24 protein-coding genes and 1 pseudogene are annotated in these 22,588 nt (G+C 45.0%); 14 read left to right on the top strand and 11 right to left on the bottom strand.

Going from position 1 to position 22,588, the window contains the following annotated elements:
• Positions 1–140 precede the first annotated feature (140 nt).
• Together nagB and AB4384_RS16825 are read right to left on the bottom strand one after the other, a co-directional pair.
• Positions 141–941 (bottom strand): glucosamine-6-phosphate deaminase, encoded by an 801-nt coding sequence (gene nagB, locus AB4384_RS16830; protein WP_017057618.1) that lies wholly within the window; start codon positions 939–941, stop codon positions 141–143.
• A gap of 606 nt (positions 942–1,547) precedes the next feature.
• Positions 1,548–1,901 (bottom strand): DUF413 domain-containing protein, encoded by a 354-nt coding sequence (locus tag AB4384_RS16825; protein WP_017061517.1) that lies wholly within the window; start codon positions 1,899–1,901, stop codon positions 1,548–1,550.
• A 154-nt stretch (positions 1,902–2,055) separates the two neighbouring features.
• Between AB4384_RS16825 and AB4384_RS16820 the strand changes: the two genes are divergently transcribed.
• On the top strand, positions 2,056–2,946 hold the full coding sequence (locus tag AB4384_RS16820) for a LysR family transcriptional regulator (RefSeq protein WP_017061518.1): 891 nt from the start codon (positions 2,056–2,058) through the stop codon (positions 2,944–2,946).
• A gap of 183 nt (positions 2,947–3,129) precedes the next feature.
• On the opposite strand, the gene AB4384_RS16815 is transcribed toward AB4384_RS16820, so the two are convergent.
• Positions 3,130–3,333 carry a hypothetical protein gene (locus tag AB4384_RS16815; RefSeq protein WP_017061519.1) on the bottom strand — a complete coding sequence of 68 codons (204 nt, stop codon included), beginning with the start codon at positions 3,331–3,333 and terminating at the stop codon, positions 3,130–3,132.
• A gap of 236 nt (positions 3,334–3,569) precedes the next feature.
• On the opposite strand from AB4384_RS16815, the gene AB4384_RS16810 reads away from it, so the two are divergent.
• The 3 genes from AB4384_RS16810 to AB4384_RS16800 all read left to right on the top strand — a co-directional run bounded on the left by AB4384_RS16810 (position 3,570) and on the right by AB4384_RS16800 (position 6,012).
• Positions 3,570–4,946 carry an AlkA N-terminal domain-containing protein gene (locus AB4384_RS16810; RefSeq protein WP_372129852.1) on the top strand — a complete coding sequence of 459 codons (1,377 nt, stop codon included), beginning with the start codon at positions 3,570–3,572 and terminating at the stop codon, positions 4,944–4,946.
• A 25-nt stretch (positions 4,947–4,971) separates the two neighbouring features.
• Positions 4,972–5,454, top strand: coding sequence for a methylated-DNA--[protein]-cysteine S-methyltransferase (locus AB4384_RS16805; RefSeq protein WP_017061521.1), 483 nt, complete (start codon positions 4,972–4,974; stop codon positions 5,452–5,454).
• A 171-nt stretch (positions 5,455–5,625) separates the two neighbouring features.
• Positions 5,626–6,012: a hypothetical protein gene (locus AB4384_RS16800; RefSeq protein WP_017061522.1), complete on the top strand. Its 387-nt coding sequence runs from the start codon at positions 5,626–5,628 to the stop codon at positions 6,010–6,012.
• Positions 6,013–6,026: 14 nt separating this feature from the next.
• Here AB4384_RS16800 and nhaD read toward each other — a convergent pair whose 3' ends face one another.
• Positions 6,027–7,466 carry a sodium:proton antiporter NhaD gene (gene nhaD, locus AB4384_RS16795; protein WP_372129851.1) on the bottom strand — a complete coding sequence of 480 codons (1,440 nt, stop codon included), beginning with the start codon at positions 7,464–7,466 and terminating at the stop codon, positions 6,027–6,029.
• A gap of 298 nt (positions 7,467–7,764) precedes the next feature.
• Positions 7,765–7,941 carry a hypothetical protein gene (locus AB4384_RS16790; protein WP_004732739.1) on the bottom strand — a complete coding sequence of 59 codons (177 nt, stop codon included), beginning with the start codon at positions 7,939–7,941 and terminating at the stop codon, positions 7,765–7,767.
• Between the two features lie 529 nt (positions 7,942–8,470).
• On the opposite strand from AB4384_RS16790, the gene AB4384_RS16785 reads away from it, so the two are divergent.
• The 4 genes from AB4384_RS16785 to AB4384_RS16770 all read left to right on the top strand — a co-directional run bounded on the left by AB4384_RS16785 (position 8,471) and on the right by AB4384_RS16770 (position 11,227).
• Positions 8,471–9,208, top strand: coding sequence for a nucleoside recognition domain-containing protein (locus AB4384_RS16785; protein ID WP_372129850.1), 738 nt, complete (start codon positions 8,471–8,473; stop codon positions 9,206–9,208).
• Positions 9,208–9,675, top strand: a complete 468-nt coding sequence (locus tag AB4384_RS16780; protein ID WP_004737023.1) for a YjiG family protein — start codon at positions 9,208–9,210, stop codon at positions 9,673–9,675. Before AB4384_RS16785 ends, AB4384_RS16780 begins: the two co-directional genes overlap by 1 nt.
• A 626-nt stretch (positions 9,676–10,301) precedes the next feature.
• Entirely contained in the window at positions 10,302–10,688 is a 387-nt protein-coding gene (locus tag AB4384_RS16775; RefSeq protein ID WP_004732742.1) for an MAPEG family protein, read from the top strand.
• An 8-nt stretch (positions 10,689–10,696) separates the two neighbouring features.
• On the top strand, positions 10,697–11,227 hold the full coding sequence (locus tag AB4384_RS16770; protein ID WP_017094217.1) for a hypothetical protein: 531 nt from the start codon (positions 10,697–10,699) through the stop codon (positions 11,225–11,227).
• Between the two features lie 33 nt (positions 11,228–11,260).
• Here the strand turns inward: AB4384_RS16770 and AB4384_RS16765 are convergent, their stop codons facing one another.
• On the bottom strand, positions 11,261–11,896 hold the full coding sequence (locus AB4384_RS16765; RefSeq protein WP_017065073.1) for an START domain-containing protein: 636 nt from the start codon (positions 11,894–11,896) through the stop codon (positions 11,261–11,263).
• 49 nt (positions 11,897–11,945) lie between these two features.
• Here AB4384_RS16765 and AB4384_RS16760 point away from each other — a divergent pair, with 49 nt between their 5' ends.
• A complete protein-coding gene (locus AB4384_RS16760; protein ID WP_017061529.1) occupies positions 11,946–12,068 on the top strand; it encodes a hypothetical protein in 123 nt (40 codons plus the stop codon).
• On the opposite strand, the gene AB4384_RS16755 is transcribed toward AB4384_RS16760, so the two are convergent.
• Positions 12,065–12,541 carry a YHS domain-containing (seleno)protein gene (locus AB4384_RS16755; RefSeq protein WP_017067245.1) on the bottom strand — a complete coding sequence of 159 codons (477 nt, stop codon included), beginning with the start codon at positions 12,539–12,541 and terminating at the stop codon, positions 12,065–12,067. The genes AB4384_RS16760 and AB4384_RS16755 overlap by 4 nt on opposite strands.
• Positions 12,542–12,651: 110 nt before the next feature.
• On the opposite strand from AB4384_RS16755, the pseudogene AB4384_RS16750 reads away from it, so the two are divergent.
• Both AB4384_RS16750 and AB4384_RS16745 read left to right on the top strand, forming a co-directional pair.
• A pseudogene (locus AB4384_RS16750) lies at positions 12,652–13,106 on the top strand (helix-turn-helix domain-containing protein).
• A 232-nt stretch (positions 13,107–13,338) separates the two neighbouring features.
• On the top strand, positions 13,339–14,217 hold the full coding sequence (locus tag AB4384_RS16745) for a 6-pyruvoyl tetrahydropterin synthase family protein (RefSeq protein ID WP_372129849.1): 879 nt from the start codon (positions 13,339–13,341) through the stop codon (positions 14,215–14,217).
• Positions 14,218–14,342: 125 nt separating this feature from the next.
• Here AB4384_RS16745 and AB4384_RS16740 read toward each other — a convergent pair whose 3' ends face one another.
• Together AB4384_RS16740 and AB4384_RS16735 are read right to left on the bottom strand one after the other, a co-directional pair.
• A complete protein-coding gene (locus tag AB4384_RS16740; RefSeq protein ID WP_372129848.1) occupies positions 14,343–15,383 on the bottom strand; it encodes an acyltransferase in 1,041 nt (346 codons plus the stop codon).
• 122 nt (positions 15,384–15,505) lie between these two features.
• Positions 15,506–16,462, bottom strand: coding sequence for an AEC family transporter (locus tag AB4384_RS16735; RefSeq protein ID WP_017072390.1), 957 nt, complete (start codon positions 16,460–16,462; stop codon positions 15,506–15,508).
• 161 nt (positions 16,463–16,623) lie between these two features.
• Between AB4384_RS16735 and AB4384_RS16730 the strand changes: the two genes are divergently transcribed.
• Positions 16,624–17,217 (top strand): TetR/AcrR family transcriptional regulator, encoded by a 594-nt coding sequence (locus AB4384_RS16730; RefSeq protein ID WP_017072389.1) that lies wholly within the window; start codon positions 16,624–16,626, stop codon positions 17,215–17,217.
• A 176-nt stretch (positions 17,218–17,393) separates the two neighbouring features.
• On the top strand, positions 17,394–18,242 hold the full coding sequence (locus tag AB4384_RS16725; protein WP_372129847.1) for an alpha/beta hydrolase: 849 nt from the start codon (positions 17,394–17,396) through the stop codon (positions 18,240–18,242).
• A gap of 159 nt (positions 18,243–18,401) precedes the next feature.
• Here AB4384_RS16725 and AB4384_RS16720 read toward each other — a convergent pair whose 3' ends face one another.
• On the bottom strand, positions 18,402–20,936 hold the full coding sequence (locus AB4384_RS16720; protein ID WP_372129846.1) for a glycosyl hydrolase family 18 protein: 2,535 nt from the start codon (positions 20,934–20,936) through the stop codon (positions 18,402–18,404).
• A 453-nt stretch (positions 20,937–21,389) separates the two neighbouring features.
• Complete coding sequence (locus AB4384_RS16715) at positions 21,390–21,854, bottom strand: DUF2850 domain-containing protein (protein WP_017094226.1); 465 nt, start codon at positions 21,852–21,854, stop codon at positions 21,390–21,392.
• 307 nt (positions 21,855–22,161) lie between these two features.
• Here AB4384_RS16715 and AB4384_RS16710 point away from each other — a divergent pair, with 307 nt between their 5' ends.
• Positions 22,162–22,443, top strand: coding sequence for a pyrimidine/purine nucleoside phosphorylase (locus tag AB4384_RS16710; RefSeq protein ID WP_017089998.1), 282 nt, complete (start codon positions 22,162–22,164; stop codon positions 22,441–22,443).
• The last annotated feature ends 145 nt before the right edge of the window (positions 22,444–22,588 follow it).

Here is a 22,588-nt window from a genome sequence, read left to right as displayed (position 1 = left end):
CGTCTTGAATAGAAAAAGCCACTGAATGAACTGACCCCCAATAATTGGTGTCCAACTATTGGGGGTCAGTTCATTCAGTGGCTTTTTCTATTCAAGACGCTCTCTTTATAAAAACGCCCTGCTATTCAAGACTATAGGAATTATAGGTCTTGGATGTTCTCAGCTTCTAGCTCTTGGAAGTAGCGTAGAGTCTTAACTTTTAGCTCTTGTTGAGCTGGCTCATCAGCAACGATGATAGCTTTACGGTGCATCTGTAGAGCTGTAACAGTCCACATGTGGTTTACAGAACCTTCGATAGCCATTTGAAGCGCTTGAGCTTTGTTGTGGCCTAGAGAAAGGATCATCACTTCTTCTGCATCTAGAAGAGTCGCAACACCGATAGTTAGTGCGTATTTAGGAACTTGGTTGATGTCGCCATCGAAGAAACGAGAGTTCGCGATACGAGTGTCTTCAGTCAACGTTTTGATACGAGTGCGTGAAGATAGAGAAGAACCTGGTTCGTTGAATGCGATGTGACCGTCGATGCCTACGCCGCCCATGAACAGGTTGATTTTGCCGTATGAACGGATTTTCTCTTCGTATGCTGCACAGTGAGCATCGATATCTTCAGCTTTGCCGTCTAGCAGGTTGATGTTTTCTGCTTGGATATCAACGTGGTTGAAGAAGTTCTCGTGCATGAATGTGCGGTAAGACTCTGGGTGGTTAGGGTCGATGCCAACGTACTCATCCATGTTGAATGTTACAACGTGCTTGAAGCTAACTTCGCCAGCTTTGTAAAGTTCAATTAGCTCAGCGTAAGTAGTTAGAGGTGTGCTACCAGTAGGAAGACCTAGTACAAATGGACGCTCAGCCGTTGGAGCGAACTTGTTGATTGAATCTGCGATATGACGAGCAGCCCATTTACCTACTTTAGCTTTGTTGCTTAATGGAATAAGTCTCATTGATTTTGCCCCTAGAAATAAAATTTTATAGTGTTCTGAAACATTAATTCGCATTATAAAATAAGTTATCCAGTTCCGCTATTGTTTTAGGTCAAGTTTTTGCTTTTTTCGTCGTAACTGTGACTGGAACTCTCAAAATTGCACAATTATTGTATGGATATTTGGTGGCGTTAAACAAGATTAATACGTTTGTCATATACAGCAATGTTGATCTAATTCAGCACCTGAAAGGGTTGGTGTGTTTCTATGCCTTGATACGATTATTGCAATAATGGCATCGCTCGAACCATTGACGAATTTTGGTGCATTAACGTGTTTCGAGTATAAACAAGCGTTGAGCGTATAGTTGAAACTAGAAAAATAATGATGGCAATGGAGCGCTATCGTGATAAAAGACAGGGGCAGGATGAAGAACGATGAATCTCAGTGGGATGAATACCCATAAGATTGAACGAGAGCTGTGTTTTAGTCACGCTATCGCTATGAATCGTATATAAATATTGGTAAAAATGGATAGGTTGGCTAAACTTACCAATTACAAAGAAGATGTGTGTTTGAAGGCAAAAAAAAGCCCAAAGTGATGAGGTATCACTTTGAGCGATTTTACTAATCTTCTAACACTAACTCACTTTCGTATTCTTCCCTAGATACGTCGCCGCGTTTGCAGCCGTTTAGGGTGTGAAAGCGACGGCGTCCACGAGCCAGTTGAATGTACTTCAACCAAACACGCTCTAACTTGGACTTTGCCTTATGAGGGTGAGACAACACTTTAATGAAGTGTTTTTCTTCTGCATTGATTGGTGCTAGTTCACCAGTTTCAAGTGCAAGCATAGTGTCACCAAACAAGGTTAGGATTTCCTCTTCTGAAAGAGTAAAATCACCCGACTTAGCGAACCCTCTCGGGAATTTAATGGTGTCATAAAAACGTTTTTTTCCGTGTCGGAATTCGGTCTCAGACATATCAGCCTCAGTAATGTGGTTAGATAGAAATTAGTGTTTATTGCTCACGCGAAAATATTGTTAAAAGGCTAAAATAGGAAACAAAATGTTTTTGCCTTTACGATAAACAATCCTAGATCGGCTAGTTAGCAGATTTATTACAGAGATGTATTTGATGGATGTGAAAGTATTTAGAACCTTTCTTGAGGTTGCAAGGGTGCGCCATTTTGGGCGTGCAGCTGAAAACTTGTATTTAACACAAGCGGCGGTGAGTGCGCGGATCAAACAGCTTGAAGGCTATTTTGATACTCAGCTCTTCATTCGTGACCGCAATAACATCAAACTCACATCTTCCGGTGAACGTTTGATTGGTTATGCCGAAGTGATGGTGTCCACCCTACAACAAGCCAAATTTGAGCTGTCGTTAGAGAGTGGTAAAGCCTTGCAGTTAACGCTGGGCGGCACGCCGAATATTTGGGATGCGTATCTGCAAAACTGTTTAAGTGTGGTAACCGACTCTTTTGGTGGTTACGGCTTTATGGCAGAGGTGATGGGGCGCGAGCAACTGAACCGTAATTTGTTAGAACGAACCTTAGATATGGCTTTCGCGTTCGATCAGATCAAAGCAGAAGAGCTGAACTGTAAAAAAGTCGCTGACTTGGTTTTGGTGTTGGTATCAACGCAGCAAGATGATCTGGAATCTGTATTTCAACATAAGTATGTTTATGTGGATTGGGGAACGCGCTTTGGTTCTGAACACGCAGAACGTCACCCTAAAGTGCCAGCACCGTACCTACGTACCTCTACAGCCCGTATCGCCCTCGATTTCATTTTAGAGAAAGGCGGCAGTGCGTATCTTCCGGTGTCTCTAGTCGAACCTTTTATCGATTCGGGTCAGCTGCACAAGGTGAAAGGGGTTGAAGACTGGTATCTCCCAATTTATCTGAGCTACCGTAAAAGCAGTACCTCGGTTGATGCGATCATGCAGGTTGAGAAGTTGGTTAATGAGATTGACCCATCGACGGCTTACACATTGCAGCAAGCCGCTGAACAAGCACCTGAGTAACGGCATTCGCGGTAAGCAGTGGCTTTGCTGATTAGATTCAATAAAAAATGGCTCCCAACTAATTGTATAGTTGGGAGCCATTTTTGTTTTAAACCAGAAATGTACTTCTTTTCGGAACTAGAGATCGTTTCTAATTCCATAAATATCGTTTAAGCCTGGTATGTGTAGCCTTTATTAAAAGCCCTATAGGTTCATTAGATTCTCAATAGACTCTTCAAGAGAGTGTGACATGTACGAATGGATTTGATTGCCATCCGTTGCGTCAATCTCGATCATAGAAATCCCGTTGTCCGCTTTGTCTTCAAGAAAGCTTAGAGACTGCTCGACTGATTGACTGGTGAGAACCTGTTGATTTGATAAAACAATACGACATGTGTGTAGAACCATAGCCTTTTCCTTTTTATATTCGATAGGTCTCTGCATCTTGGCGTGCTAAGTACCGATCGTTGACGTTGTGAGAAGAATGCCCTCTCTAGGTTAAATTTAGTCGAATTGAATAAAATTAAAACCCTTTTTTGTGATTTATCTGACCTTCGCTTCCGAAAGTGGCTAGCGACAATGGTGGTTCACGGTAAACTTTTAGGTATCGGATCAAACGCTATGGTAAGTGGGAAGAGTACGGCATGTCGAAAAAGATCAATCACAACAGCAGCTTAACCAGTGAGCAGTGCCATTTGGCTCGATATGCACGAGATGCTCGCTTTGATGGGATGTTTTTTACAGCGGTGAAAACGACAGGAATTTTTTGTCGCCCGATTTGCCCAGCCACACCACCCAAAGAAGAAAACGTCGAATATTTTTCCCATCAAGCTCAAGCATTGAAAGCGGGATATCGTCCTTGTTTACGTTGTCGACCAGACAGCGCACCTTTTTCGCCGGCTTGGAAGGGCGTCGAAACCACTTTCTTACGTGCGATGCAGTTGATTGATACTGGCGCTCTGAATTCAGGATCTATCGTCGACCTTGCAACGCGGTTAGGTATTTCAGATCGTTATTTACGAACCTTATTCGACAATTACATCGGCGTGTCACCCAAGCAATATAGTCTGTACAGTCAATTGATGTTTGCCAAGCAGTTGCTGCACACCAGTAGCATGAGCATTACTGATGTCGGCTTTGCTAGTGGCTTCAATAGTACGCGCCGTTTTAATGATGCCTTTCAAAAAGAGCTGCAGCTTTCGCCAAGCCAAATTAGGCGAGCGAAGCCAAGTGACACTCAGAGTAATCATATTCAGCTTGGTTTTCATGGACCCTTAGATTGGAACCACTTGTTGAGGTTTTATCGACGAAGAATGATTGAGGGCTTAGAAGGCGTTGGCGAAGATTATTATAAGCGCACGGTAAATGTGAACGGGTCAAAGGGTTGGTTCAAGGCGACTTTAGCCAAAGATAACCGCTTGGATATTGAATTCGAGTTGGATGATATAAGCCAATTAAGAAGCTTGATTGCGAATATCCGCCGTATGTTTGATCTTGATGTCGATATTGCCAAGGTTGAGACGTTCTTTACGACTATCGATCCTAACTTGGTGGCTAAGAGTGGTATCCGTATTCCTGGCGTGTGGAGTGCTTGGGAGGCAGGCGTGAGAGCGATTCTAGGACAGCAAGTTTCGGTAACCGCGGCGATTGGTCAGCTTAACTTATTGGTCAAAGAGCTTTCTGATGAACATGAGAAAGCCAGCTTCCCAACACCAAAACAGATAGCGGACGCTGATGTTAGCTTCTTGAGAATGCCGGGAAGCCGCAAAGAGACCCTAAAGCGTTTTGCCGAATACATGGTCGACAATGAAGCTGAGCATCCTTCCAAATGGATTGAGCTAAAAGGGATTGGGCCTTGGACTATTCAATATGCACTGCTTCGCGGGTTAAGCGAACCTAATCATCTGTTGGTTGGTGACTTGGTGGTGAAGAAGTTTATTGAGCATCGCCCCGCCATCAACACGGAGAGTGTTTCGCCTTGGGGTAGTTACGCCACGTTCCACTGTTGGAATCAGTCTTAATCGGAATACTAAGCTAGGAGATATCATGGACAACCGTTTTACTTACTATGAGAGCCCATTGGGAACCGTGACGTTACAGGCGAACGATGAAGGCTTGCTCGGCCTTTGGTTCGAGACACATACCACCAAGCCGGAACCGTTGGGTGTTCAAGATGATAGCTTTCCGATCTTTGCATTGGCTATCGAGCAGCTTAATCGCTATTTCTCGGGCGAAGCTATTCAGTTTTCTGTGCCGATTGCAGCCAAGGGCACGCCATTTCAGCAGTCGGTTTGGCAGGCGCTGACGACCATTCCTTATGGAGAGACTTGGAGCTATGCACAACTGGCCGATGCGATAGGCAATCCGAAAGCCGTTCGTGCTGTGGGTTTGGCGAATGGCAAAAATCCGGTTTCAGTGATTGTGCCGTGTCACCGTGTGATTGGTAAAAACGGCAAACTGACGGGTTATGCAGGTGGCGTAGAACGTAAACAGCACTTATTGGTGATAGAGGGAAGAGAGCAAGACTAGCAAGCGATTTAGCCATGAGCCTGTCGAGATGCTGGCTGAATATCTCGTACTACTTAATGGTGAAGGCGAGTGGTTCTTAAAATATGACTTTGCATTAAAATCAACGCTTTCTGGGAAATATCGATTTGGTTGCATATTCTTTGACTATGTTCTCTAGGCAAGGATGCCCAAATGAATAGATTCCCCTTACTAATATCTGGCTGCAGCTCTGCATTATTGCTGACAGGTTGTTTAACTGATACCAGCCGACCTTTCGAGGTTCCACAGCTTGCTCTGTTCAAAGGTATGTATGAGAACGCAGATAATGACAGTTATCTACTTTTTGAATCCGGGCAAGTGACTTATCAAACAACGGATAATTCCGTGACTCGAACCTATCGTGTTGATGATGACTTGATCACCATTGAATTCAATTCTGGAAGCAGCCGAACTGACTCTAGACTAGTGATGCGCATTCAACAGAAGGGCGAGATGCTAACTTGCAACCAATGTCCAGCGATACAATTGAGTAACGTCTGGACACTTGTAGATAAGCCTGTGAAAGACAGTTCGAACTAGAAAAGATCTCCGAATTAGAAAAGATCGCCATTAAGCCATAGGTGTGCAGCGATACTGACGGCATAGCCAATCATGATCACTGGCATCCATTTCAAGTGGCCAAAGAAGGTGTATTTGCCATGCGCCGCGCCCATTAACGCCACACCTGCCGCACTACCAATAGATAACAAGCTGCCGCCAACGCCTGCGGTTAAGGTGATCAGTAGCCAGTTACCCATCGACATTTGAGGTTCCATCGATAACACGGCAAACATCACCGGAATGTTATCGACAATCGCAGATAAGATCCCCACCATGATGTTGGCCCAAATTGGATCCCATTGGCTATACATCACGCCAGAGGCAAGCTCCAAGTATCCCAGTAGACTCAAGCCACCGACACACATTACCACGCCGTAGAAGAACAGCAGAGTGTCCCATTCGGCATGGGACACTCTTCGGAATACATCAAAGGGCACGACTGAACCGAGTCGCTTCAATGCCCCCCCATCATTGTTGGCAATCGCCACCGCTTTTTTCTTCGCCAGTGAATTTGGTAAGGTCTTACGCAAGAAATAACCAAAGAACTGTAGATACGCCAGCCCCATCATCATGCCCATTACTGGAGGGAAGTGGAGTACGGCATGGAAAGCAACCGCAGTGCCGATGGTCATGATGAACAACAACACGATGCGTCTTGCACCGCGTTTTAATTCAACGTGCTGATGCACCGTGTCGGGTTGGGTTGTGGGAACAAAGTAAGACATGATCATTGCAGGGACGAGGTAATTCATCACTGAAGGAATAAATAAGGGAATGAATTCACTGAAGCTCACATAACCAGCCTGCCATACCATGAGCGTTGTGATGTCACCGAATGGACTGAACGCGCCGCCAGCATTGGCGGCTATCACGATATTCACACAAGCGAGATTAACGAATTTAGGATTAGAGCCAGCAACCTTTAGAACAACGGCGCACATCAATAGAGCTGTCGTGAGGTTGTCGGCAATAGGCGAGATAAAGAAGGCCAGAATACCGGTTATCCAGAACAGAGAGCGGAAATTGAAGCCTTTGCCTACCATCCACGCTTGCAGCGCATCAAACAGTCTTCTCTCTTCCATGGCGCTAATGTATGTCATGGCGACGAGCAGAAAGAGTAATAGCTCGGCGTATTCCAGCAGGTTGTGTTCGAGCGCTTGTTTCGCTACCTCAGTGAGGTTGTGTTCTTGGTAGGTGAAGCCAATGATGATCCAGATCAGGCCCGCAGCAAGTAAAACCGGCTTGGATTTTCGGAGCTTTAGGTATTCTTCCATCATCACAACTATGTAAGCGACAACGAAAATAGTCAGCGATAGGTAGCCAGCAAATGAACTGGTTAGCTTAAGTGGCTCTCCCAACTGAGAAGTGGCAGCGCCTGCTACCGTAGAAAAAAACAAGAAAGAGAGAACAACTGAAAGCTGGATACCTAGCATGGATTACGCTCCGAAGTTAATAAGTTATTAACACGGGTAAAAGCGTAGACCTAAATAACCATGTGCAGTGTGATAGATATCTTAATAATTCAATAGATTATATAGAAAACAGTAGATTGGGTGAAAACGTGAGGTCACAGTGAAAGCCGTCGATTATAGGAACCCATCGTTCATAGGAAAACGGTCGATCATCGGCAACTCGTTAATCATAGAGAAATAGAGAAATAGAGATTATAGAGGTTAGGGAAAAAGCCCTACCGGGTTTAGTACCGATAGAGCTTATTCGCCATTGCCAATATTATGCAGCATTGAGATCAAACGTCAGTGTTTGTTCTGCGGCACATACTTCAACAGGCCAGCCGTAGGATTGGTATTCCAGCGCAAGTTTGTCCGCTACTGCGCGAGATACCGTTGCAGTGATCCACATGCCTTTGCCCATTACTTGATATTTAAGCGTTCTCATTTCCATCATCATCACCACCGTTCTCCTTCGATATTGGCAGCGCGAAGTCTATAGCACCTCTGAGGGCTGAAATTTCGAATTAAGCTCAAATTCTTTATAAAATGGCTCACTGTTTGCGCTTGGCTCAAAACTCAATCAACTAAGGGAAAACGGTTGCGTTCTGGAAGCAAAATCACTTTTTAAGTCTCTGTATTATAATCGAATTAAAATTGACCAGAAAAACAATGTAAGAGATCTCTTACAGCATTATCAGAGATCGCACTAGGTAAAAACTTCTCACTAGAAGCCAGACTTGTGTGGTGATTGTGTGCGTTTTTGGTTGCGCTGTTGAAGCAATATTTGTTTAGTTTTGTATGTTAAATATTCTAATTTACTTAGTGTATGGTTCTGCTTATAAATCTAAATCACAGTTTTATATGTTGCTTTGTTTCTTTTATTTAAACCGATACGCTATTTGATTTTGGTCATTAACCTTTCGAACATTAGTTTGCACTATCTATACGTGTTCTGTTCCATATAAGCGAGATGTATAGAGGTCCTTATGACTAATCCAACCAAAACCGATCGTAAAGTCACGATCGGCAGCTATATCGCACTCGCGTTCGCGATTGTGTTCTTTTCAGGCTTAATGCAGTCCAATGAATGGTATGGAGTGTTCGATTTTACAACGCTCAACGGTTCATTCGGTAAGGTCGCTTACGATGTGAGTGAAACGGCCGATGGTATTCAAGCGGCAACGACGTCACTGCGTGGTAAAGGCGGTAGTGGTGCTCGCGACGGTTTCATTTTTGCTTTGACACTTATTCCGACCGTGATGTTTGCACTGGGTATGATCAACGTACTTGAGCACTACGGTGCACTGGATGCGGCTCGTAAACTACTGACACCTCTGCTTCGCCCTCTGATGGGTATTCCGGGTAACTCAGGCTTGGCACTGATCGCTTCTTTGCAAAGTACCGATGCTGGCGCAGCGATGACACGTCAGCTGAAAGACGAAGGACATCTGACTAAGCGTGAAACCGATGTGTTCACCATGTTCCAGTTTACGGCGGGTGCGGCGATCGTTAACTTTTTCTCTTCAGGTACGGTGCTGTTCACTCTAACCGCGATGGACGGCTCTTTAGCGGTGACATCGTCAATTGGTTTGGCTGTCGCTGTGATGTTTATCTTTAAGTTTGTCGGCGCGAATCTGTTCCGTATTTACCTCAACATTACTGAAGGCAAAGAAGACAAACCAAAATCAGACAAAGAACAAAAACTGGAAGAGGAAGTAGCATAATGAGCGAAGTTAAAGCAAAGAAACCAATGGTTACTGATATTTTCGTTGAAGGTGCTAAGAAAGGCTGGGTTATTGCGACTACCTCTACGGTACCGAATGTTCTGATGGCGTTTGTGATCATCAAGGCATTGCAGATAACGGGTGCGCTGGATTTGATGGGCAGTGTATTTGCTCCAATTATGGCGGTATTTGGTTTACCTGGCGAAGCGGCAGCGGTATTGATCGGTGCGTGGATGTCGATGGGTGGCGCGGTGGGCGTGGTTATCACGCTGTTTGACCAAGGTATTCTGAACGGCAACCATATAGCTATCTTGGCGCCAGCTATCTACTTGATGGGCTCTCAGGTGCAATACATGGGCCGTATTATGGGACCAATTGGTACTGAAGGTCGCTACATCCCGGTGATGATCGCGATTTCAGTATTGAATGCCTTTGGTGCAATGTTCTTGATGAACATTATTTTGTAACGTGACTTTGAACGGTTAGTTGCGAACAGCTTTCAGACGTTACAACAAAGGAAACCCCGTTTGGCTTTCACCAAACGGGGTCTATTCTTTTCGTAGCCATCCTGCTACTGCGCGTTACTTATCTTTCAATAGGTAACTGGTGCTCCCTGCATCGTTCCTTGACGTGGCTAAATCCTTTAACCTATCCAATTCATCGCCGTCCTAGCGGTGTCCTTGCAAACTCATCATCCTGATAAGCGACTCTATCCTAGAGCATAACTTCCTTGCTGATAACTCATCCTAAGCCATCAAATCTTCATCCTGAAGATACCTAATCCGTTAGGCTTTTTCCTGTTCCTGCCAACTCCCTGTCGACATGTGTATTAAACACTGCAGAGGCTTTGCTCACAATCCACCCTAAGAAATAAATGTACCCACTGATCGAAAGAAATATGCGTGGATTCATACAAAACAAGGGGTTGGGTTTGTATTTTAGGAATTTTCTGCGAAGCTTGATTGTGATCTCTTACGTTCGGTGTGAGAGATCTCTTACAAGTGCTCGGGCGTGATTATCATTTTATCTTGGCGGTTAATGTCGAAAAGATAGAAAAGAACACTGAGTTAAGACAAAACAATAGGGAAATATGATGGTTACAGCACTTTACGCAGCTCTGCTGACGGTAGTAATGATTTGGTTGGCGATTGAAGTTATTAAGCAAAGACGAATCAATCTTGTTGCTCATGCCGATGGCGGTGTTGAGTCGTTACAGATAGCACGTTCGGCACAAAGTAACGCGATGGATTACATCCCAATCACGGTGATTTTGATGGGGTTGCTAGAGATGAATGGGGCTGGTGTGTGGCTTATTCATGTCATTGGTGTGGCGTTTATTCTGGGGCGAGTGATTCACGCTAAAGGGATCTTAGCGAAGAATTTCAAAGGCAGAAAAGTGGGTATGGTGTTAACGCTTATCTGCATGATCTCTTTGATTGTCCTAAACTTAGCTTACCTACCTTTTGATAAAATGTTCTAGGGAGCATTATGGCATTGCGCCTTCCTCCTGCTTGGGCGATTGTCCTTGCAGGGCTAATACTCAACATCATGGCGATTGTCATGTCGAGCTTGGTGTTGGACAAAATTGAAGCGGAGAAATCGGAATACAACGATCGTAAATACGGTAATGTGTACTCTATACAACTGTCCTGGAATACGATCGAAACCTTAGAGCGTAAGCGTGAAGCGATTCTGATTCACCTTGATAAGCTATCCCCAGAAATCGCTCAACCTGCCACAGTTCTTGATGAAGCGCTTCGCGGACAACTTCGGAGTTGGGTGAGTGACGAGGTGCCGGCCATCTCGTTGGCTAATTTACCTAAGCTTATGATGCTGATAAACAATGCCCAAGAATCGCAACGATCACGAATTGATGACTACTATTTGGATAATCTAACTTTGGTTGAGTTGATCCAAAGGCTTGATGAGAAAATGGCTTTCTATAAGAACATCGCCCTGTTTCTTCAGGTGTTTGGTTTAGCGCTTATCTTAGCTCGCGACCTAGCAAGAAGACCTTAGTCTTTAACCTTATTTACCTATTTACTTGTACCGCTAACGAGACTCACTTGGCAGGTTGGGGTGCTGCTGGCCTTGGTATTTTGGTAGCTGTTCTTTCAGCCCCTTAAACGTGCTCAGCGCACTGCCTATCGATAACTTATTCATCAACCAATTGGGCAAGATGCCACCTGCGTTCGCATATGCGGTGTAGGTGATGTAAGTATTGCCATTAGTGAGCGGTTGCAGCGTCCAAAGTGCGTCCACATCGTAAATTCGAATGTACCCCGACTCTTTCGCCAAATAGTTAGACGCATCCTTTATCGACAAGACAAACTGCCCATCCTCGATGCTGTACTTTGAGTAGGTCACCATATCGCGATCTCTAGCAGGCCAAGGCGCTTTGAATTGGGTATAGACGATGTTTTCTGCCTCAGATATCTGCATCAAGACACGGCTTTGCGACACATTGTCTATCCAGTTTGGCACGTTCTCGCTGTCTTCCAATAACAGTAAAAAACCGGAGTAAGTGGTGGGCGTTTGCATCTGTGCTCGTATTTCGACCAAGCCTTCGCTGTGTGGCCTTTTATCAATCATGATGCCATCTTCACTTTTGACGAACTGCCATGGGTTGGCATAAGTCAGTGTCGATAGGGCGCAGAGGCCGAGTACCAAAATCTTAGGTAATGTCATTATTCTTCCATAAAAAGAAAAGCTTATCTGCTAGGAGTATAGAATAGAAATGGACTTAGTAGGTGTTGCCAATCGCTTTGGGTTGGCCTCTTTGGGGAAAATCCCAATGAAAACGGAAGCGTTCGGTCGCTTCCGTTTTATTCTTGGGCAATGGATAAGCGCTGTAGGCTAGAGCTTATAGGCTTCTACGGTTTTGATGGTTGTCCAGTTGCTGTTGGCGTCTTGGATGAACTCTTGTGTATTCTCCAGCCAGCGTTTCTGAACCGATTTGTCTAAGTTCAGATACAACTTTCCATCTTCCACCTTCCAAGCGAGAGGGTCGGTTTCAAACTTCTTACCCATGGCTACTCCAAACGCGCAGTAACCGCCATATTGAGGGGCATAGGCTTCTGGATTGGCTCGAAATTCATCTCTGTTTTCACTGCTCGCAAAGTTATAGATCGCATTCTTATAGGTCGCTGTGAACTCAGATGTGCCTTTTACTGGACCTTCATTGGCAAAGTAAGCGACAGGATCATAGCCTTTAATTGCGAGGTTATTGCTGTCGACACTCATATCAAGGTCTGCTGCCATTAACGAAAAGCTGGTGCCTAGTAACGCGGCCATTAGAGTGATTTTTTGACTGGTCGATTTCATGTGTGACATATCAAGTTCCTTGTCAGTGTTGGTTATCTTGTTTGAAATAATTTAGCCCACTCGTCCGGTCTATAGAGGGACAAAAGAACTAAAAACTAAGCGAATCGTTCGGAGGATGCATGGATCTGCTTTCACAACTAATGGAACACTTCTCGATACGCACTGGCGTTTTCTATTCTGGAAACCTGTGTGGAGTATCGTCATTTAACGCGCAACAAGGTAAAGAGGGCCACCTTCATGTATTGAGCGCGGGGGAGTTGAGCTTGTCTAGCGCTCACACGGAACACAGGCATTTGTCGCAGCCTTGCATTGTTTATTTGCCGAAATGGCGTCACTGGCCGCGATGTCTCGCACTCAGTTTATTGAAGCATTCAAGCGCGAGGTGGGCGAAACTCCGGGTGATTATGTCCAAAAGTGGCGTGTGTCTGTGGCTCAGTCTTTGCTGTTACAAAACAAGCCCATCAATTGGGTGGCGGACGAAGTGGGGTACAACAGTTATTCAGGATTCTCACGTGCTTTTCAACATGTTGCCGGAGTGTCGCCGCGCCTTTGGCTAAAGCAAAATGCGTCGTGAAACGGCAGGCAATCCCCACCCGATTTATGGCTATTCGTATCTGGCTGGTCTATGTTTTAGCGGAAATTGTATGTAGTTTGTTCTTTTATCGGAAGAGGGTGTAAAAAGGTGGACTTTATAAGCTCGTTGTAACATCCTGCCCGTCCTATTTTATCTAGACACCAATGAGACGAAGTGCCTGCTGAACATTATTCAGCCTCCCGTATCTCATTAAAGTATTAAGGAGTTCAACTTGAACCTATTTGTAAGAGACCTTACCGTTATCGATTCTTCATACATCTGTGAACACAGAGGGGTCGTAGGAGATAGTTGGATTTTAGATGTCACCATGTCTGGTGAACTTAATGAAATGAGCATGGTGCTGGATTTTAGCAAGGTCAAAAAGCAGATCAAACAGCTTGTCGATGAGCATGTTGATCATCGTTTGCTGCTGCCAATGCAGAGCGCTGCAATTGTTCTTCAAGCGAGCAAAGCGGGCTACTCTAAGGTAGATGTGTTGCGCGGTGACAAGAGCCTGCACCTGCACTGCCCTGATGAAGCTTACTGTCTGATTGACGCTGAAGCGATCACCATCGAGAGTGTGACCGCTCATGTTTATGATATTCTTCGCGACAACCTTCCAAGTAACGTCACAGGGTTAGAGATTACCCTTCGCCATGAAAACATTAATGGTGCGTTCTACCACTATACTCACGGTTTGAAAAAGCATGATGGTAACTGCCAGCGCATCGCGCATGGTCACCGTTCTCCAGTAGAAATCGTGGTCGATGGTCAGCGTGACGGGCAACGTGAACAAGCATTTGCTCAGCGTTGGGAAGATATTTATTTAGGTTCTAAAGAAGACCAAGTTTCAGTTTCATCACTTAACCTGAGTGAAAACGCGAACAGTGTTAATGATGAAAGTCACTATGGCTTCCGCTACACCGCGCCACAAGGCGAATTTGAGCTAGCGATTGCTAAGAGTGAGACGGAAATTTTACCGACAGATACCACGGTGGAATTACTTGCTGGCTATATCGCGGATCAAGTTGAACCGAGCCTAGCAGAGAACCAATCACTACAAATCGTCGCTTATGAAGGTGTTGGCAAGGGCGCAATGGCGTTCCGATAACACTTCAACGAGTGACACAGTCTCATTACTGACATGATGAAATAAAGGCAAGATAATCCGTTATCTTGCCTTTACTTTTTGTGACTCTTTAAAACTGATTTAGCTGATGATGTTAGGCACAAACACTAACGAAGCAGCACGCGTCGCAGTGGTGTTTTTTCGATTCCAACAACCAACCCGAAGCTCAACAATACGGTGCCAAAAAATACCGTAACGTCTTTTGTCAATTCCGTAATGCCTAAGACTCCACAGACATTGAACAGCACGATAATGATCAGTAAATGGCAAACGTAGATGCCTAACATACGATTCGAGATCGCGCGAACCCACGCATAGTCGCCGATGTTTGGATTAGCCAAAAGCCACATAAATACGCCCATTCCCCATAGTGCCGTACCAAACAAGAAATCATTCATGTTGAATCCGACGTCGAACGTGGTGAGCCACGCCGCCTCAGCAAAGTGAATCAACATGCCTAACGCTAATAACGCCAGCGCTTTAGCGGATGACACCTTCCATTGATTCTGACGAATGAGGAAACCTAAGGTCACCATTAACGTGCTAAAGAACGGGCCGTTACGAGTAAAGAAAGGTGCGCAGAGTTCGGTCAAGTTCGCGTAGCTGCCCGCTAAAACACCATAGACGTAAAGTGCAATTGCCGTTGGTAATAGCAGTTTTTCGAGTTTCATTTCGACTATCAAAGCGATGATCAAAACGGCACAAACCAGAGCGGGAATAAACCATAAATGAACCAATCCACCCTCTAAGAAAGAGTTGAGCGGGGTGTTCATTAAAAAGCCCCAATAGTCTTGGCGTTCGCCTAAGTAACCGAACTCTTCCACCTTCGCGAGGTTGAATGGCATGACTAGGCAAATGATGCTCCAAACCACCCAAACCTTGAGGAGTGGTTTCGAGTAGTTGACCACGGTTGTCCAAGGTAAGGCAGTGAGCTTAGGTTGAATCAGATAACCTGAGATAAGGAAGAAAAGAGGCACAGCGAAGCGAGCGGCTTGGTTAAGCACATAGCCAATCCAAGGCACTTCATCTATTTGCCAATAAGTGAGTGCCATTTGACCGTGTAAACCAATGATCGCCAAGATAGCAATCACTCGGCCTAACTCGATACTGGCGATGTGTTGTGAAGGCGTATGTTGAACGGAAGACATATCAGATCTCTAAGAAAATTTTCGTAGAATCTAACAGCCTTTTTATTGAATCAGTTAGCGCTAAATCAAGGGTTGCGACCTTTGTTTTAAGGCTTGTATTGATTATTTGAAGCCTGTCGCAGCTATATTAAATCCATTGCAGTAAGTACAAAAATACCGAGAGTACAAGTGATAAGAGAAACAACAGTAGTAAGCGCGATGATGTTAGCCGCCAGTGTTGAGTTTCCTCCCATCGCACGAGCCATAACGTAGCTTGCCGCTGCTGTTGGTGCTGCGCTCATCAAGAAGATAAGCCCGAGATCGAGCCCTTCAAATCCTAAGTACCCAGCCGCCAGTGTAATCAGTAACGGTGAGGCAATTAACTTGTAGCTAGAGGCGAACCACGTCGATAACTTTTCTTGTTTGAGCGAGCTGATGTCCAGCGACCCACCGGTACACAGCAGTGCCAAAGGTAACGTCATGTTGGCAAAGTACTGACCAGCATCAGTGACCATTTTTGGGATAGGAATCGAAAGCGCATAGAAGACGACCGCTAAGAAAATAGCGATGATCAATGGGTTCTTGGTAATCGACTTAGCGATCACTTTAATCGCTTTCGCACCAGTGTCTTCGCCTTTGGGTGTCAGTGCAATTACGGCTTGAATGTTATATAGCACGGTTAGGGATGCGACATAGATAGCCGCCAATGCCACGCCTTGGTTACCATAAATATTAGCTACATAGGCGAGGCCGATGATCGCGGTATTAGCGCGGAATCCACCTTGGACAATCACACCTTGATCTTTCGAACCTTTAAATACTAACTTGGTCGAGAAAATCGTGAACAAGAAAAAGATAAAGTTAGCGATGACGCCAAAGGCAACTAACGCGCTACTGGCTGAAAAGTTGTGATTCGATTGAACAATACTCAGAAATAGCATCGCGGGTAGGGTGACTTGAAAGACCACCTTAGATGCGACATCAATGAAATTGTCGTTGATTAAGCCGATTCGTTTGAGCATCACACCAAGAAACAGCATTAAACAGATAGGGCCTGTTACTGACGCCGAAAACGCAAACTGTTCCCAAAGTGTGTTCATTGTTTTTCCTTTGTTAGTCGATTTCAATTTCCTTTGAATACTGTCGCATTTTTCCACAATTCTTTGAGAAGAGAAATTGAATCCCAATAGATAAGTAAAAATCTTTGAAAAAAAGAACGAACGTGCTAAAAATAACGTATCAGATTTGTCCTTGGTGAATAATGAGTAAAGGAAAGATAACCAAAGAGTATATTTTGAGTCATGCATTCGCACTTGCGAGTGAAAACGGGCTTGAGAGTTTGACGATTGGCGAATTAGCCAAACAGTGTGGCATGTCTAAGAGTGGCTTGTTTGCACACTTCAACTCTAAAGAAAACCTGCAACTCTCTGTACTCGAGTATTCCAACGCCATATTCACCGAAAGAGTCATCATTCCCGCAAGAGAGCTGGGAGATGGTGATATTGAAGCGAAATTGAAACAGCTGCTCGACAATTGGTTGGGCTGGAACCATTCATTCCAAGGCAGTTGCATGTTTATTGATGCATGGAAAGATGCGGGCAGTGAAACGTCTGTGATTCAGAAAGCACTGCAGAAAACCATTTCAGTGTGGATTGATTACTTGACGATTCAGGTAGCAAAAGCGGTTGAGAGCAAACAGTTCAGAGCCGATTTAGATCCTAAACAGGCAACCTTTGAGTTATACGGCCTCTACTTGAGTGCCAACTTGTTCTACTCGTTACGAGGCCAACAAGCGAGCCACACCCACTTTTGGAGTGGTGTACAGCGCTTAATCGCTAGCTGGAAAGAGGTTTAGCTCGCAAAGCATCTGAGTTTTGTTTAACTAAGGCTTATAAGAAATTTTAAGAGAAGTGGCGGCAAGCAGCCATAAAAAGCGCTATCGCCATTTTTTACACTAACAAATAGCACGGTCGTTCGATTTTTAGGGCCGAGCTCGATCCGCCAATGATGATGGCGATACAAGGAACGGTCATGAGTGACAAAATCTACTTTAATACATCGAACAAATTCAGCTTCAAGCGCAGCTTAATTGGCGCAACAACCAACCTGCATTACATTCTAGCGCCGAGTCATGCGAAGAAAACCGCACGTAAGCTGCTGCTCACGCCAATGCGTACCGAGCAAAAAAATGCCGATCCCCAAGGGCTTATCAAGAGTGAAATCAAAGGTCGTGATGGCGTTATAAAAACCTATTCTTTAGGTACCGGACCTGTTTGGGTGCTGACTCATGGTTGGTCTGGCACTGCGAGTCAGTTTTTCCCTCTGATGGAACATATTGCTGCTAAAGGTTTTACGGCTCTGGCTTACGATCATCCTGCTCATGGTGGCAGCGATGGTGTACATGGTCATATTCCTGCGTTTGTGAACGGTCTTGAAGCGATTCTAGATTCGGTAGGTGAGGTAGCTGGTTTGGTCGGCCACAGCATGGGTACGGCTTCTGCGTTGGAATGTAAGCACGTTAAATTGGAAAACAAGCCACTATTGCTGATTGCACCTGTACTGGATTATCTAGAAAACCTATTTGGCAGCGTCGCACGTTCTGGTTACTCAATGAAACTGTTTGAGGCGGTAGTTGGAGAAGTAGAAGAGCAGTTTAACTACCCAATTCAGTCGGTGGATCCCTATGGAAAGCTAGCGCTTCGTGAGTCTCAAACGATCATCGTACATGATGAGCAAGATAAGTTTACTAAGTTTGATGTGTCTCAGCGTGCTGCTAATGAAATGGGTCGCGTTACCTTGATTTCGACTCAAGGACAGGGCCACGGGCGAGTAATGAAGTGCCCACAAGTGTTCGAGAGCTTTGATAACTTAATTGGCTAAGCACAACGAGCGCAAGTCAGTAGGACGCCAGTAAAGAGATCGTAAGCTCAAAGCTAAGAAAACAAACACTAAAAAGGCCAACCAGACATTATCTGGTTGGCCTTTGTTTTAGGGATTTAGTTGATGCTTAGTTGGTGTTTAGCTCAACCCTATTTTTAGTTAACAGCTTGCAGGACCAATCTCTTTCCACACGCCCCATTGGCCTGTCGTTGTTGGATCTTCACCGGTTGTCCACCATTTCGCTTCCCAAATCTTACCGCCTTGAGTCACTTGGTCGCCACCAGTGTAAACCGCGCCTGAATCCCAAGCGTTAGTACACGTACCGCCGCCTGTGGTTTTCTTTAGAACTTTCACTGAAGTAGCCGCAACCGATGTATCAGTGCCATCGCTGACCGTTACAGAGAAGTTCAGCGTTGTATCTTGCGTGTATTCCGCCGCGACAAAGCTCACTGAAGCACCTTGAACCGTTGCATCGATACCAGCAGGTACATCCCACGTGAAGGTCAATGTGTCTTGGTCTGAATCGCTTGAAGCCGAAGCATCAACCACGACTACATCACCTGCATTCACTTCAGCCGGAGCCGTAACCACAGCAACTGGTGCTGTATTGACTGGGCCTGTGTCTTTAGGAGTTACCGTTACAACAACGGTGTCAGTTGCAGTAGCGCCTTCGTTATCAGTTACCGTTAGGCTGAACGTGAGTGCTTCTTGTTGCGCGACTTCAACCACATCGAAGCTTACAACAGCCGCATTCGCGTTCGCCAGCGTTACTGCCGTGCCGCTTACTTGTGACCAAGCATAGCTCGCGATTGTACCGTCGCTGTCTTTTGAAGCGCTGCCATCTAGAGAAACAGAGGCTGGGCCTTCAACTGATTGGTCTGCGCCTGCAGCTGCCGTTGGTTTACGGTTTACAGGATCTGTTGTACCGCCAGCAAGGCCTTCATGCATTGCGTTGAGGATGTCGCCGTTGTCTGCATCAATTTCCCAAGAGAATAGACCCGCAAGGCCAAGGCTACGAACGTACGCGCCTTTTGCTTTTACAGAGCGATCATCATCAAATGTGATTAGCTGACCTGAAGTGCGGTTCCAAACGTAAGGCGCTTCTGCCATTTCGTCATAGCCATATTCGAAGCCGTTGATGCCTTGGTTATTCGCGCCAAGCATGTTTGCTTTAATGCCTTTGTAATCAATAACGCCATCTTCCCATACGCCTTGCGCAGAGCTGCCTTTCAGTTTGCCGTTACCAACGCCTGTCATAGGGTCGCTCGGATCGGTGAGTGATGATGGTAATACGCCTTCCCAACCACGACCGTACATCGCTGTACCAACCACAAGCTTGTTCGCTGGAACACCTTGCTCAAGCAACAGTTGGATGCCGTTGTCTGTGGTGTAAGCTGGGCCTGTGTATTGTTCGCCATTTTCATCAAGGCCTGTGCCATCACATTGACCAGGACGCATGAAGTTACCGCAGTTTAGTGCTGTTTGGTGACCTAACACGTTGTTCCAACCGCCGTAGAAGTCGTAAGTCATTGCGAAGATGTAATCCATGTATTGGATAGCATCGCCGTAGTTCACGTCTTCAATCTTATCGTGACCAACACCGATCGCAGAAGTGAGCTCGTAAGTACGACCGTTTTCCGCTTCTAGCTCATCTAGCATCACGCGAAGTTCTGCCATCAGTGCAATGTAAGCTGGGCCGTCATTTACAGGATCACCAAGGTCTGGAGCAGCACCGCCACCACCAGGGAATTCCCAATCGATATCCACACCGTCGTAGAATTTCCATGTGTTAAGGAATTTCTTAACAGACGCTACAAAGGTGTCACGGTTGGCTTTAGTTGTGAAATCAAAGAACGGGTCAGACAGCGTCCAGCCACCAATCGATGGGATGATCTTCAAATCAGGATTACGCTGTTTGAGCGCCATCATCATTGCGTAGTTACCCTTGATCGGTGAGCTGTATTCGTGTCCCGCTTGAGGGAAGCTTTTCTGGAAAGCCGCCCAAGGGTCATGAATCACCACTTCGTAATCGTTAACACCCTGACAAGCTGTCATGAGGGCGTTGTAGCTGTTTCCACCTACCGATTTTACTGATTCGTTAGGACCACAAATTGGGATGAAGCCGTAAAGGATGTGGGTCAAGTTATCAGCAGGTAGGTTATCTACCGTGTAGTCACGACCATAAATACCCCACTCAACAAAGTAAGTACCGACTACCGTGTTTGGATCTGTGTTGTATGACTTGTTGTTTGGATCCACATTCATCGCAAGTGGCGCTAAGTGTGCGCCATCTGTATCGGCAATCGTGATTTTAGCGGGTGCGCTTTTGCTACAACCTGTTTCGTCACACGCTTCTATTTCCATTTCGAATAAGCCGCCTTGGCCATATTCGAATGAAGCCGTGGTTTGGCTGCCAGTGATTGGGCCAGTGGCTACTTTAACGCCATCAAAGTAGATGTTGTACGTGTTTCCTGACGTTCCGCTCCATTGGTTGAACTTAACGTCGACTTTTGCTTTGTCGTGATATTTCACCATCTGGTTGTAGCCAGAGGTGGTTTCCATCGCGAGTTCAATTTTAGAAAATTGCAGGTTGTTGGAACCGTACATGTCGATGCTAGGTGCTGTTGGAGCAGCTAATGCTGTACCAGATAGCGCTAGAGCAATGCTTGCAGCACAGGTATTTATACGAATCATACTATTTCTCTCATTCCTTGAAGATTACGAGAACCCAATGGCCCCATAAACGGCTCCAATCAGTTTTGAAGGAGCTTCCCAGTCAGTATTCGAGAGAGTTTTAATTTTATAACTGAAAATAAATCCGTTTTCGATGGACAACTAAAAAATAGTATTTCGTTACAATTATGTTGCTTAATGAGTGAGAGGCTGAGTCCATGTTTTATAAAATAAAACACCCTTCAGAAGTAAAATCTCATAAGTGAAAATCCACGACATGAAGTTATGCAAAGATGCGACAAACGATAAGAAAATATCGCAAGTTGAAGCAGTATCACAAAGCGAAGTGTGCTGGGTGAGCGGTGCAGATCGGTAGGTAAATATGAAAGTAGTGATGCGGAGAATACTTTTTACGGAGAAGACTATTATTTAGATGGCTGTTATTTAGACGACTGAAGAAGATTGAGAAGGGGATTATCTTTTGAATTGCTCGGCTAAAGAAGCCCGTCTTTGTTGCATCACACTGTGGGTATCACCAACTGCAGTATCCTCGTAGCCTTCTTTAATAAATTGCTGAGATGGTACGCTTGGCTCTAGTCGCTTCAAGCGAGGAGAATCGTAAGTACCACTGATGGTGTAAACGGTGGTTCCAGAGCCTGTGCTAATCGTGACAATCTTGCCATCAAAATCAAACGAGGTAGCAATGAGGCGATGATTCATCATCACACCATTATCTGAAAGTGTCAGGGTATCAGTATTGTAAGGTGGTGCTGCAATCTCTATCCATGTGCCATAGACATTGCTTGGGCTGACAGATTGTTGGTGGGCTTGGTAAGCAAAATAGCCCGCGGTGAGGGCAATCATAAAACCAGCTAATAGGAAGCTGTAGAGTAACGAGTTGGCAAATAAATCTCTGCTTTTGATCGACTTTTTTGCCATTATTTCTTCATTTTCCCACTGATATTATTTTAGATTCTATTAACTAAAACCTTAGTTTGCAAAAATTGTTATAAGAGTTAGAAGCAGGATCGAATGTTCCAATAAATTTGGTTGCGTTGGCGATTTTTTGCCTGATTCCTTGGTATTTACGTTATCAATGAAAGCGAATTCAAGAAATGCCTAAGCTATGCGTATTTATTTCTTGTAGGACAGTCTCGAATTGGTTAAAACAATTATCACCTAGATTTACGCATAGGCTCATTCGTTGAGTCCAATAATTGCAATTTTGAGATAACAAGGAAGTACAATGATTAAAGAAAACACATACTTTGAAGGTGGCGTTAAGTCGTTAGCGTTTAACCAAGCTGGTGCTGATGTGAGTGTTGGTGTGATGGCGGCTGGCGAATACACGTTCGGTACTGCGGCTCCAGAAAAGATGACCGTTGTTAAAGGTGCTTTAATTGTAAAGCGTGTTGGCGATGATGACTGGACGACATACCAATCTGGTGAGTCTTTTGACGTTGCGGGTGATTCTTCATTCGACTTACAGGTAAAAGAAGCGACAGCTTACCTGTGTGAATATCTGTAACTCGCTTTAAATTCGTTTAATCAGGGAATCGTTTGTCTCTGATTTAATAGAAAAAAACCACGCTCTAGGAGCGTGGTTAAATAAGTGATAGTAACCGGCAGTGGATAGTGTCACTTGTTTTTGCAGTCATCAAATGGATGACCAA

It is taken from the genome of Vibrio sp. 10N.261.51.A4 (assembly GCF_041471945.1).
Classification (GTDB): Bacteria; Pseudomonadota; Gammaproteobacteria; order Enterobacterales; family Vibrionaceae; genus Vibrio; species Vibrio crassostreae_C.
The sequence above is the reverse complement of the archived record's forward strand: the minus strand, read 5'-3'. Positions and strand labels throughout refer to the sequence as shown.